The organism is Corynebacterium freneyi (assembly GCF_030408835.1).
Classification (GTDB): Bacteria; Actinomycetota; Actinomycetes; order Mycobacteriales; family Mycobacteriaceae; genus Corynebacterium; species Corynebacterium freneyi.
This window is the reverse complement of record NZ_CP047357.1, coordinates 1,535,963-1,549,008: the sequence shown is the minus strand read 5'-3', so window position 1 is coordinate 1,549,008 and position 13,046 is coordinate 1,535,963. Positions and strand designations below refer to the sequence as shown.

The 13,046-nt window shown below is 70.0% G+C and carries 8 protein-coding genes; 6 read left to right on the top strand and 2 right to left on the bottom strand.

Going from position 1 to position 13,046, the window contains the following annotated elements; all coding sequences use genetic code 11:
* The first annotated feature begins 213 nt into the window (after positions 1–213).
* The 4 genes from acnA to CFREN_RS07010 all read left to right on the top strand — a co-directional run bounded on the left by acnA (position 214) and on the right by CFREN_RS07010 (position 5,373).
* On the top strand, positions 214–3,006 hold the full coding sequence (gene acnA / locus CFREN_RS07025; protein WP_209652899.1) for an aconitate hydratase AcnA: 2,793 nt from the start codon (positions 214–216) through the stop codon (positions 3,004–3,006).
* Positions 3,007–3,125: 119 nt separating this feature from the next.
* Positions 3,126–3,692, top strand: a complete 567-nt coding sequence (locus tag CFREN_RS07020; RefSeq protein WP_209652902.1) for a TetR/AcrR family transcriptional regulator — start codon at positions 3,126–3,128, stop codon at positions 3,690–3,692.
* A 175-nt stretch (positions 3,693–3,867) separates the two neighbouring features.
* A complete protein-coding gene (locus tag CFREN_RS07015; RefSeq protein WP_209652904.1) occupies positions 3,868–4,611 on the top strand; it encodes a glutamine amidotransferase in 744 nt (247 codons plus the stop codon).
* Positions 4,612–4,620: 9 nt separating this feature from the next.
* Positions 4,621–5,373, top strand: a complete 753-nt coding sequence (locus CFREN_RS07010; RefSeq protein ID WP_209652906.1) for a glutamine amidotransferase — start codon at positions 4,621–4,623, stop codon at positions 5,371–5,373.
* 9 nt (positions 5,374–5,382) lie between these two features.
* On the opposite strand, the gene CFREN_RS07005 is transcribed toward CFREN_RS07010, so the two are convergent.
* Complete coding sequence (locus tag CFREN_RS07005; RefSeq protein WP_209652908.1) at positions 5,383–5,868, bottom strand: Lrp/AsnC family transcriptional regulator; 486 nt, start codon at positions 5,866–5,868, stop codon at positions 5,383–5,385.
* Between the two features lie 270 nt (positions 5,869–6,138).
* On the opposite strand from CFREN_RS07005, the gene CFREN_RS07000 reads away from it, so the two are divergent.
* Positions 6,139–9,777, top strand: coding sequence for an indolepyruvate ferredoxin oxidoreductase family protein (locus tag CFREN_RS07000; protein WP_244979525.1), 3,639 nt, complete (start codon positions 6,139–6,141; stop codon positions 9,775–9,777).
* 16 nt (positions 9,778–9,793) lie between these two features.
* On the opposite strand, the gene CFREN_RS06995 is transcribed toward CFREN_RS07000, so the two are convergent.
* Positions 9,794–11,425, bottom strand: coding sequence for an ABC-F family ATP-binding cassette domain-containing protein (locus CFREN_RS06995; RefSeq protein WP_070522307.1), 1,632 nt, complete (start codon positions 11,423–11,425; stop codon positions 9,794–9,796).
* Positions 11,426–11,504: 79 nt separating this feature from the next.
* On the opposite strand from CFREN_RS06995, the gene CFREN_RS06990 reads away from it, so the two are divergent.
* On the top strand, positions 11,505–13,025 hold the full coding sequence (locus CFREN_RS06990) for a lycopene cyclase family protein (protein ID WP_209652910.1): 1,521 nt from the start codon (positions 11,505–11,507) through the stop codon (positions 13,023–13,025).
* Positions 13,026–13,046 lie beyond the last annotated feature (21 nt).

The window sequence follows — 13,046 nt, the reverse complement described above, 5'->3', positions numbered from 1 at the left end:
GTAGCGCGCCCCGGCGCGCCGTGTCCGGATGAGTGCAACAGAACGCCCGTACTGTTATTCTTGGGGGAGGTCGAGCCGGACCGCGGAGCACCGCATGATCCACATGCGCCGAAGGTGCCCCTCGCGACGCGTTCGCGCCAAGTGCCACCAGGGCCCATCTCGTGTGCAGGGCCTGAAGGCGCGCCCCAACCGAGCAAAGATTTGGAGCAGACTGTGACTGAAAGCAAGAACTCCTTCAACGCCAAGAGCACCCTCGAGGTCGGCGGGAAGTCCTACGACTACTTCCGCCTCGACGCCGTGCCGGGCATGGAGAAGCTGCCTTACGCCCTCAAGGTTCTCGGCGAGAACCTGCTGCGCAACGAGGACGGCGCGAACATCACCGAGGAGCACATCAACGCGGTCGCGAACTGGGATGCGTCGGCTGAGCCGTCCATCGAGATCCAGTTCACCCCGGCCCGCGTGATCATGCAGGACTTCACCGGCGTCGCCTGCGTCGTCGACCTGGCCACCATGCGCGAGGCCGTGAAGACCCTCGGCGGCGACCCGGACAAGGTCAACCCGCTCAACCCGGCCGAGATGGTCATCGACCACTCCGTCATCATCGAGGCCTTCGGCAACGCCGACGCTCTCGAGAAGAACGTCGAGATCGAGTACCAGCGCAACGACGAGCGCTACCGCTTCCTGCGTTGGGGCACCGGCGCCTTCTCGAACTTCCGCGTCGTTCCCCCGGGAACCGGCATCGTCCACCAGGTCAACATCGAGTACCTGGCCCGCACCGTCTTCGACAACAACGGCCTGGCCTACCCGGACACCTGCGTCGGCACCGACTCCCACACCACCATGCAGAACGGCCTGGGCATCCTGGGCTGGGGCGTCGGCGGCATCGAGGCCGAGGCCGCCATGCTGGGCCAGCCGATCTCCATGCTGATCCCGCGCGTCGTCGGCTTCAAGCTGACCGGCGACACCCCGGCCGGCGTCACCGCGACCGACGTCGTCCTGACGATCACCGACATGCTCCGCCAGCATGGCGTCGTCGGCAAGTTCGTCGAGTTCTACGGCGCCGGCGTGTCCAAGCTGCCGCTGGCCAACCGCGCCACCATCGGCAACATGTCCCCGGAGTTCGGCTCCACCGCGGCCATCTTCCCGATCGACGACGAGACCACCAAGTACCTGCGCCTGACCGGCCGCTCCGAGGAGTCCGTCGCCCTCGTCGAGGCCTACGCCAAGGCCCAGGGCATGTGGCTGGACGAGAACACCCCGGAGGCCGAGTACTCCGAGTACCTCGAGCTGGACCTGTCGACGGTCGTCCCGTCGATCGCCGGCCCGAAGCGCCCGCAGGACCGCATCGAGCTGTCCTCCGCCAAGGAGCAGTTCCGCAAGGACCTGCACAACTACACCAACGGCTCCGGCAACGAGTCCGTGCAGGACTACGTCGCCGAGGGCGGCAACTCCGGCAAGGGCGGCGCCGAGCTGTCCTTCTCCGACGACGCCAACGTGCCGAACCTGGCCCTGGGTGCGGCGGGCCGCCCGTCCAACCCGATCAAGGTCAACTACAACGGCAAGGAGATGGTGCTCGACCACGGCATGGTCTCCATCGCCTCGATCACCTCCTGCACCAACACCTCGAACCCGTCCGTGATGGTCGGCGCGGCCCTGCTTGCGCGCAACGCCGCGGACAAGGGCCTGAAGGCGGCTCCGTGGGTCAAGACCTCGATGGCCCCGGGCTCGCAGGTCGTCACCGGCTACTACGAGAAGGCGGGCCTGTGGCCGGCCCTGGAGGCCATGGGCTTCTACCTCGTCGGCTACGGCTGCACCACCTGCATCGGCAACTCCGGCCCGCTGCCGCAGGAGATCTCCGACGCGATCAACGAGGCCGACCTGGCCGCCACCGCGGTCCTGTCGGGTAACCGCAACTTCGAGGGTCGCATCAACCCGGACGTCAAGATGAACTACCTGGCGTCCCCGATCCTGGTCATCGCCTACGCGATCGCCGGCACCATGGACTTCGACTTCGAGACCGAGTCCCTGGGCAAGGATCAGGACGGCAACGACGTCTTCCTGAAGGACATCTGGCCCTCCACCGAGGAGATCGAGTCCGTCATCGAGGAGTGCATCACCTCCGAGCTGTACGACGAGGACTACAAGGACGTCTTCGCCGGCGACTCGCGTTGGCAGAACCTGCCGACCCCCGAGGGCAAGACCTTCGCGTGGGACGACAAGTCCTCCTACATCCGCAAGGCGCCGTACTTCGACGACATGGAGATGGAGCCGCAGCCGGTGTCCGACGTCAAGGGCGCGCGCGTCCTGGCGGCGCTGGGCGACTCGGTCACCACCGACCACATCTCCCCCGCGTCCTCCATCAAGCCGGGCACCCCGGCGGCGCAGTACCTCGACTCCATGGGCGTCGAGCGCAAGGACTACAACTCGCTGGGCGCCCGTCGCGGCAACCACGAGGTCATGGTCCGCGGCACCTTCGCCAACATCCGTCTGCAGAACCAGCTGCTCGACGGCGTGACCGGCGGCTACACCCGCGACTTCACCCAGGAGGGTGGCCCGCAGTCGTTCATCTACGACGCCGCGCAGAACTACAAGGCCGCCGGCACCCCGCTGGTGGTCATGGGCGGCAAGGAGTACGGCACCGGTTCCTCGCGTGACTGGGCCGCCAAGGGCACCCTGCTGCTGGGCGTGAAGGCCGTCATCGCCGAGTCCTTCGAGCGCATCCACCGCTCGAACCTCATCGGCATGGGCGTCATCCCGCTGCAGTTCCCGGAGGGCGAGTCCTGGAAGTCGCTGGGCCTGGACGGCACGGAGACCTTCGACATCACCGGCATCGAGGAGCTCAACGAGGGCACCACGCCGAAGACCGTCAAGGTCGTCGCCACCAAGGAGGGCGGCGAGGCCGTCGAGTTCGACGCGGTCGTCCGCATCGACACCCCCGGTGAGGCGGAGTACTACCGCCACGGCGGCATTCTGCAGTTCGTGCTCCGCAACATGATCAACGGCTAGTCCGCTCCCCTCCTTCATGGAGGGGCGACCCGCCGTGATCGGGCACCGGGGCCGGGCCGGTCGGTTCGCCGTCCGGCCCGGCCCCGGTGTTTGGTCGGAGAGGATTGCAGGTGGCCCCGATGCCGAGAGTCAGTGACGAGGCCCGTGCGTCGCGTAGGAGTGAAATCCTCGAGGGCGCGCGCGAGTGTTTCGCGAAGTTCGGTTATGACGGGGCGACCGTTTCCCGGTTGGAGGCCGCCACGGGCAAGTCCCGGGGCGCGATTTTCCACCATTTCGGTTCCAAGGAAGGCCTTTTCCTCGCTTTGGCGGAGGAGGATGCCGACCGGATGGCCGAGGTGACCGCCAGTTCCGGGTTGGTCGAGGTGATGCGTGACGTGGTCGCGCATCCGGATCAGCACAAGTGGTTGGGCACCCGGTTGGAGATCGTCGGGCGGTTGCGCACGGACGCCGAGTTTCGGCGTCAGTGGTTGGCCCATCAGGAGCATCTGGATGGTGCGCTGCAGTCGAGGTTGGCGGACAGCGCGAAGTCCGGGTCGCTGCGCGACGATTATTCCCCCGAGGCCCTGCGGCTGCTGTTGGAGCTCATGCTCGACGGCATCATCGCGCGGGTGGCCACGGGCCGGTCGACCGAGGGTATGGATGAGGCCCTCGATTTGATCGAGGAGTCGGTCCGCCGGCCGCGGTAGCCCGGTCGTAGGGCGCTTCGCTCTTCGGTTCTACGTGCGTTGCCCGTCCCCGCGTCGTGCGGGGGCGGGCTTTCGCGTGTCCGGGGGCGTGCTTGACGACGTCGCCGGGGTGCCGGAAACGGCCTCGGGGCCCCGATTAACCTCCGCAAACGAGACTGAACTAAGCTGTCTACTCATGAACGCTGCGGGAGAAAATGGGCGCTTCCTGTTGGTGGCGCTGCGCGACGGTGATGATGTGGCCGTGGCGGAGTACGACGACTTTCTTCGGGGCACCGGGCTGCCGAAGGATCGGTTGGTGCATCACCCGATCACGTCGACTGCTGACGTGCTGCCCGACCTGTCGGACTTCGACGGGGTGTTCGTCGGCGGCAGTCCCTTCAACGTGACGGATCTGGTGCACTGCGAGCTCCAGAAGCACGTCCACGACCAGCTCTACGAGTTGCTGGTCTCCCCCATTCCGACGCTGATGCTGTGTTACGGCAACAGTTTCGCGGCGTTCGCAGGCGGTGGCCGCGTCGATCGTTCGCACCCCGAGCGTGTGGGCGTCAGCGAAGTGAACCTGACGGCCGCCGCGGCCGATGATCCGATCGTCGGCAAGCTGGCGAAGACTTTCACGGGCCTGACCGGCCACAAGGAGTCGGTGGCGGAGTTGCCGGAGGGGGCGGTGCTGCTGGCCACCGGCCCGACGTGCCCCGTGCAGGCCTACCGCGCCAACGATTCGACGTGGGTGACCCAGTTCCACCCGGAGATGGACGCCGAGGGCATCATCCGCCGCATGGGGTTCTACATGGACGCCGGGTACTTCAAGCCGGAGGAGGTCGAGGTGATCTCGGGCATCGTGCGGGCCACGGACCTCGGCCCGGCCGAGCAGATCCTCCACGAGTTCATCGATTACTGTTTGGCCCGGTCAGGGCGATAATCTGGGATCATGTCCGATTCCCCCGCCGCGAAGCCCTTCCTGCTGTTGTCGACGCGTTCGGAAGACGCCGCCGCCCATGCCGAGCAGCTGTCGTTCGCCCGCGCCGCCGGTCTGGCGCCGGCGATGCTGCACCAGATCCGCCTGGAGCGACAGCGGCCGCGTGCGCTGGACATGTCGCGGTACGCCGGCGTGATCGTCGGCGGTGGACCGTACAACGCGTCCGATGAGTCGAAGTCGGCGGTGCAGCTCGAGGTGGAGGCGTGGTTCGCCGATCACCTCGCCGAAGTGCTCGAGACCGGGTTTCCCTTCTTCGGCGCATGCTACGGCGTCGGCCTGTTGGGCACCGTCGGGCGTGGTCGGGTGTCGCGCAAGCACGGCGAGGAGGCCGCCGTCGTCGAAATCTCCGTCACCGCCGACGGTGCCGAAGACCCGGTGCTGGCGGGGTTGCCGGAGCGTTTCCACGCGATGGTCGGGCACAAGGAGGCCATCGAGGAACTGCCGGCCGGGGCGACGCTGCTGGCCACCGGCGTCGCGTGCCCGGTGCAGATGTTCCGGCTGGGCCCCAACGCCTACGCCACGCAGTTCCACCCGGAGCTCGACGCCGACACGTTCGAGCAGCGCCTGCGCATCTACGCCGACCAGGGCTACTACCAGCCGGGCGGAAGCGTACGCGCGGTAGCGGATGCGCGGCGTTTCGACGTCGCCCGTTCGGCCCAGGTGCTGCGCAACTTCACGCGGCTGCATTCCGGCCACCGGGGCTGAGTTCTCGGGTCACACCCGTCGGCGCAGATCGGCGAGCAGCGGCAGGATGCGGTGCGGGATGCGGCGGCGCAGCACGATTTCCGACCGCATCCGCTCCACCCCGTCGATGGCGATGATCGACGAGAAGATCTCCTCCAGGTGCGCGTGGTCGCGGGCGGCGATGCGGCAGGCGAGGTCTTCGGTGCCCGCGACGGAATCGGCTCGGAGGATGAACGGGATCTCCGCGATGCGGGCGACGACGCCGTCGAGGTCCGCTTGACGCAGGGTGAGGTGCACGTCGGCGTTGAGCGGGTATCCCAGTTCCGCGGGGTCGAGCGCCGGGGCGAAGTCGGGGATGACGCCGGCGTCGATGAGCTTGTCCAACCGCGACTGGGCGGTCCCCCGCGCCACTCCGAGTCGTCGGGCGTATTCGCGCACGCCCGCACGGGGTTCGGTGACGACGAGGCGCAGCAGATCGACGTCGAGCTTGTCCAGGGGCTTGGTGCGCGCAGACATGGAAAAGACCTTTCGTTGTCGAGACCTTATGTCCGCATATCGGTTCAATTGCGGAAAAAGTGGGCCAAGTGCTCTGGTTTGAGCGGGCATTCATGCGCCGGTTGCCCACCTGGTACCGATTTACGTGGACACCCGTGACTATGTCGTGAGTCACACCCTAGCGTGATGTGCACCACGAACCCCAGTGGTGTTCCCTCCCGCCCCGGCATCACGCGGCGGGCACGACGACCCCGCGCCACCCACGCGGGCGAAGGACGACAGGTGATCCCCATGACCACGATGCTCCCTCCCCCGTTCCGTCCCGGCGACCCGAACGCCGACCCGAACGGCGGCCGACACGGCGCGCCCGCCCCGGCTCAGCCGGCCGAACGCACCGCCGAGCGCACCCCCGAGCGGTCCGGCGCCCCGAGCGACCTCGTCGGCGAGCGGCTCACCGCCGACACCGGCACCGTGCACCTGACCGGCATCCAGGCGCTGGTGCGCACCGTGCGCGACCGCGCGCTGGCGGACCGGGCCCGGGGTCTGAACACCGCGTCGTTCATCTCCGGCTACGAGGGCTCCCCGCTGGGCGGCTACGACCTCGAGTTGGCCCGCCGCAAGGACCTGCTGGAGCCCCTCGACGTCGTGCACCTGCCGGCGGTCAACGAGGAACTCGGCGCCACGTCGGTGCAGGGCTCCCAACTCGCGGCCGGGGCGGGCACGTTGCGCGACGGCGTCGACGGCGTGGTCGGCTACTGGTACGGCAAGGCCCCGGGCCTCGACCGGTCCGTCGACGCCCTGCGCCACGCCAACCTGGCGGGCACCTCGCCCACCGGCGGTGCGGTCGCCATCGTCGGCGACGACCCCTTCGCCAAGTCCTCGACGGTCCCGTCGTCGTCGGAGCGCCTGCTGGCGGACATGGGCATGCCGGTGCTCGTGCCGGCCGACTCCGCCGAGGTGGTCAAGCTCGGCATCCACGCCGCGTGGATGTCCCGCGAGTCCGGGCTGTGGACGTCGCTGCGCGTCACCGCCGCGGTCGCCGACGGCTCCTCCACCGTCACCCTCGACGGCCCGCCCGTCGCCCCGGCCCCGCCGACCGACGGGCACACCCCGAACGCCCGCACCCTCGGTGCCACCCTCCACGAATTGGAGGCCTCCCGCGTCGGCGTCCGGTTGGATCGCGCGCTGGCCTACGCCCGCGACCGCGGCCTCAACCGCGTCCTCCACGAAGGTGCCGCCGATCGGCTGGGCATCGTCTGCGCCGGCGCGTCGGCCCTGGCCGTCGAGGAGACCCTGCGCAACCTCGGCTCCCCGGATGGCGTGCGCGTGCTGCGCCTGGGCATGACGTGGCCGCTGGACCCCGAGCAGATCTGCGACTTCGCCGACGGGCTCGACGAAATCATCGTCGTCGAGGACAAGGGGACCTTCCTGCTCGAATCGGTGCAGGCGGTGCTCTACGACTCCGACCATCGCCCCCGCCTCGAACCGGCGCGCGACATCGCCAACGCGCTGTCTCCGGCCCTGCGCCGCCTCGGCATCGACCACGACGCTCCGGCGCCCGCGCCGATCCGTCGTAAAGCACTGCCCCTGTCCGTGCCGGCCCGCACCCCCCACTTCTGCTCGGGCTGCCCGCACAACGCGTCGACCCGCGTGACCGGCGACAGCCTCGTCGGCGCCGGCATCGGCTGCCACGCGATGGTGCTGCTCATGGACGAAGCCCGCGTCGGCGACGTCACCGGCACCACGCAGATGGGCGGCGAGGGCGCGCACTGGATCGGCATGAGCCCCTTCGTCCGGGAGCGCCACCTGGTGCAGAATCTCGGCGACGGCACGTTCTTCCACTCCGGGTCGCTGGCGGTGCGGGCTTTGGTGGCCTCCGGCGTCGACGTGACGCTGAAACTGCTGCACAACGGCACCGTCGCCATGACCGGCGGCCAGGATCCGGTCGGCCAGATGCCGCTGTCGGGGATCCTCGACCTGCTGCGCGCCGAGGGCGTCGGCCGCATCGTCGTGACCACCGACGACGTCGCACGCACCCGCAAGGAGCTCGGCGGTGGCCTGCGCACCCGCGTCGGCGGTCGTGCGGTGGAGATCCGCGACCGGGCCGACCTGGCCGACGTGCAGCGCGAACTCGCCGCCGAGTCCGGTGTGACGGTGCTGGTCCACGACCAGTCCTGCGCCACCGAGCTGCGCCGGGCCCGCAAGCGCGGAAAGGCGCCGACGCCGACGAAGCGCATCGTCATCAACGAGCGCATCTGCGAGGGCTGCGGCGACTGCGGCGAGAAGTCCGGTTGCCTGTCGGTCCAGCCCGTCGACACGGAGTTCGGGCGCAAGACCCGCATCGATCAGACGACCTGCAACCTCGATTACTCCTGCATCCAGGGCGACTGCCCCGCGTTCACCGAGGTCGACGTCGACCCGGACGCGCGCTCCGAGGCTGCGGCGGTCGCGGGTGCCCCGGCCCCGGTGCTTGACGACGCCGACCTGCCCGATCCCCCGGCCGTGCACCTGGGTGCCGGCCGCGGCTGGAACGTCCGCGTCACCGGCGTCGGCGGCACCGGCGTGGTCATGCTCGCCGCCGTCATCGCCGCTGCGGCGCGCGAAGACGGCCGCCACGTCCGAGGCGTCGACATGACCGGTTTGGCCCAGAAGGGCGGTGCGGTGGTCTCCGACGTGCGCATCACCGACGGCGCCCTGGAACAGTCGGGGCTGGTGCCCGCCGGCTCCGCCGACCTGCTGCTCGCCCTCGACGGGCTGACGACGGCCGATCCCGCCAACCTCGGCGTCATCGACGCGACGCGCACCATCGCGGTGGTGTCGTCGACGTCGAGCCCGACCGGCGTGATGTGCACCGACGTTCGCGCCGAACGCCCCGACGGGGTGGCCCTGGCCGGCGCCATCGGCCGCAACGCCGCCCGCGCCATCACCACCGACGCCGCCGCCGTCGCCCGCGGACTCTTCGGCGACGCGACCGTCCAGACCACCCTCCTGCTCGGCGCCGCCGTCCAGGGCGGTGCACTGCCGATTTCGCCGGCGGCGGTGGAGAACGCGCTGCGCGCCAACGGCATCGCCGTCGACGCCAACATCCAGGCGTTCCGCCGCGGCCGCCAGCTCATCGCCGCCCCCGAGGCCATCGCCGCGACGCTGGCGAAGTCCAGCCCGCAGGGCGCCGATGCGACCACCGGACGCACCTCCGCCACGGCCTTGCCCGCGGTTCCCGCCTGGGCCCGACGCGCCGTCGACGAGGCGCTGGGCACCCGGATCGACGGCGGCCTGCCGGTCGAACTGCCGACCGACCTGCGCGAATCCATCGCCCTGCGGGTCGCCGAATTGCGGGAGTGGGGAGACGACTCCGACTCCCGGAGCTACCTCGCCGACCTGTCGACGCTCGCCCGCGCCGAACGCGCCGTCGCCCCGCGTAGCACCGCCCTGCTGCGCGCCGCCTCCTTCGGCCTGCACAAGCTCTCCGCCTACAAGGACGAGTACGAAGTCGCCCGCCTCGCCCTGGACACCGGGTTCCTCGACGACGTCGCCGCCGAATACGGCGACACCGCCGACGTGAAGTTCCTGCTGCACCCGCCCGTCCTGCGCGCGCTGGGCTGGGACCGCAAGATCAGGATGGGCAAGATGGCCCGCCCCGCCCTGCGGGCCCTGACCAAGGCCAAGCGCCTGCGCGGCACCGCGCTCGATCCCTTCGGGCGCACCGCCGCCCGCAGGTTCGAGCGCGATCTGCGCGACGCCTACCGCGCCAGGTTGCTCGAGCTCGCCGGGGCGATGACCGCGGAGACCGACGACGTCGCAAAGCAGAAGCTGCTCGCCGACGCCACCGCCCTGGCCTCCCTCGCCGATGTGGTGCGCGGCTACGAGGACGTCAAGCAACGGTCCGCCGCACCCCTCCTGGAGGCGCTGGGCATGACCGACGAGGCGTAGACGCCCCGTCGTCCGGTCAGGCGAGTTCGACGATCTCCATGTAGTCGTCGTTCCACAGATCCTCGGTGCCGTCGGGCAACACGATGACCCGCTCGGGCTCCAACGCCTCGACGGCACCCGGATCGTGGGTGACCAGGACGACCGCGCCGGAGTAGGTGCGCAGGGCGTCCAGCACCTGTTCGCGGGACTGCGGGTCGAGGTTGTTGGTCGGCTCGTCGAGAAGCAGGACGTTGGCACGGGAGGACACCAGGGCCGCCAACGCCAGGCGCGTCTTCTCGCCGCCGGACAGCGTGCCCGCCGGCTGATCGAGCTGCTCGCCGGAGAACATGAACGCGCCGAGCAGGCCGCGCAACTCCTGCTCGTCGACGTCGGGACACGCGTCGACGGTGTTCTGCCACACGGACTTGTCCGGGTCGATGGTGTCGTGCTCCTGGGCGAAGTAACCCACCTTCAGTCCGTGGCCGGTGACGATGCCGCCCTCGCCGTCGGTGCGCTCCACCCCCGCCAACAGCTTGAGCAGGGTCGTCTTGCCCGCGCCGTTGAAACCGAGGACGACCACGCGGGAGCCCTTGTCGATGGCCAGGTCGACGCCGGCGAACACCTCCAGCGAGCCGTACATCTTGGTCAGGCCCTTGGCGTGCATGGGGGTCTTGCCGCAGGCCGCGGGCTCCGGGAAGGAAATGTGGGCGACCTTGTCGGCGACGCGGACCTCGTCGAGGTTGCCCATCATCCGCTCCGCGCGGGCGACCATCTGCTTGGCGGCGCGGGCCTTGGTGGCCTTCGCGCCGAGCTTGTCGGCCTGCTTGCGCAGCTGGGAGGCCTTCTTTTCCGCGTTGGCGCGCTCGCGGCGGCGGCGGGCCTCGTCGGTGGCGCGGGCGTCGAGGTACTTGGACCAGCCCATGTTGTACACGTCGGCCTCGGCGCGCACGGCGTCGAGGAACCAGACCTTGTTGCACACGTCGTCGAGCAGTTCGACGTCGTGGCTGATCATGATCAGGCCGCCCTCGTGCTTGGACAGGAAGCCGCGCAGCCAGGTGATGGAGTCGGCGTCGAGGTGGTTGGTCGGCTCGTCGAGGAGCAGGGTCGTCTCGGACTTGCCGGCGCCGGCGGAGGCGGCGAAGAGGATCTGCGCCAGTTCGACGCGGCGGCGCTGGCCACCGGACAGGGTCTTGAGCTGCTGGTCGAGGATGCGTTCCTCCAGTCCCAGCGCGTCGCAGATGCGGGCGGCTTCGGCATCGGCCTCGTAGCCGCCGAGGTCGTGGTAGCGCTCCTCCAGCCGCGAGTACTTCCGGATCGCGGCGTCGCGCTTGCCGTCGTTGTCGGTGGTCTCCATGATTTCCTGCTGGCGCTCCATGTTGCGGCGGATGGAGTCCAGCCCGCGGGCGGACAGCACGCGGTCGCGGGCGGTCTGCTCGATGTTGCCTTCGCGGCTGTCCTGCGGCAGGTAGCCGATGTCGCCGGTGCGGGTGACCTTGCCGCCGTAGGGTTCGCCTTCGCCCGCGAGAATGCGCATCGTGGTGGTCTTGCCGGCGCCGTTGCGGCCGACGAGGCCGATGCGGTCGCCCGGTTGGACGCGCAGCATCTCGCCCGGGGCATCCAGGAGGGTGCGGGCTCCGACGCGGACTTCGAGGTCATGGGTGACGATCACGTCGCGCCACCCTACCAGCCGCTATGCCGCGAATCGGCATCAGCCGCGGCGGGCTCGGCGGGGGCGTTATGGTGGACGCATGAACGAGCCTTTCCGGGTGGTGGTCCTCGGTGCGGGGCCGGCCGGTCGCATCGCGGCGCACCGGGCGGCGGCCCGCGGGTGGGACGTCGTCGCCCTCGATCCCGCCGGCGGGTCGATGCCGACGACGGTCGGCGCGTGGGCGCATCAGTTGCCCGACTGGTTGCCCGACGACGCCGTCGCGTCGCGGTTCCGGCCGACGGTGATCACGTCCGGGGGTCGGCGGCGGTTGCTTGACGACGATTACGTGGTGTTGGACACGGCCGTGTTGTCGGGACTCGGCGGTTTCGCGGTCCGGGAGGAACCGGGCAACGGTGGTTCGACCTGGCGGTTTACCTGGACGGGTGATGACGAAGAAGGCGCTGGCGACGGTCACGCCGCCGGCGGTGCCGTCGCCCGGTTCGCTCGAATCGGGGAACGGGTCACCTCGGCGTTGGTGCGCGCCCGGGAGCTGCTGCGTCCCGATCCTGCCGAGGGGCCGGGTGCGACGGTGCACCACGAGTACTACGACGCCGACGATGATGACGTCCCCGCCGATTTCGTCGACCCCAACGGCCCCGACGGCGACTTCGACGAGTGGACCGCCCCCGACGTGTTCATCGACGCCATCGGGGCGACCCCGTTCAGCGCGGTGTTGGACGCCCGGCAGATCGCCCGCGGACACGTGTTCCGCGAGGAGGACATCCCGGAGCGTCACCGCGTGCCGGTGCTGATGGACTTCCGGGTACCCGGCGGCGCCGGCGACGAAATGGCCGACGAACTGGCCGACGACGCCTCGACCGGGGCGCCCGCCACCTTTTCCTACCGGCTGCCGCTGGGCGACGGAACGTGGCTGATCGAGGAGACGATCCTCGCCGCCCGCGCCTCATCCGACCCCGGGGATCCGCGCAGCGCGGAACTCCACCGGCACGTGCGCCGCCGCCAGGCCGCCCGCGTGGCGGACCTCGGCATCGATCCGGCCGCCGCGATCGCCGTGGAAATCGTCGATTTTCCGCTCGGTCCCTGGCGACTGCCCGACAACCGACCCCGCGTCGCCCTGGCCAACCGGCTCACGTTCATCCCCCTGGGGCGCGGCGGATCGGTCCTCGACCTGAGTTTCCTGACCCGCCCCTTCGGCGGCGACGGCGTCCCCGGCTACGGGCATTTCGGCGCGATGGGCGGGTGGATGCACCCCGCGACCGGTTATTCCGTCGGCGCCGTCCTCTCCGACGTCGACCGGTTCCTCGACCGCGTCGGGTCCCGCTCCGACGCCTCACCGCCCGGCGGACGCCCCCTGGCCTGGCTGCGCAGACGCGGTCTCCACGTCCTCCTCGCCTTCGACGATGTCCGGACCAGGCAATTCTTCGACGCCTTCTTCACCCTGCCCGACGCCGCCATCCGCGAATACCTCACCGGCACCTCCGCCCCGAGAACCCTCGCGGTCATGGCGCGGCTGCTCATCCCCCTCGCCCGCCGCTCGCCCGCCATGCTGGCGAAGCTCCTGCTCACCTTCGCCGACGGCAAACCCGTGGCAGAGCCCTGACCCGGCACGCCACCCCGCAAC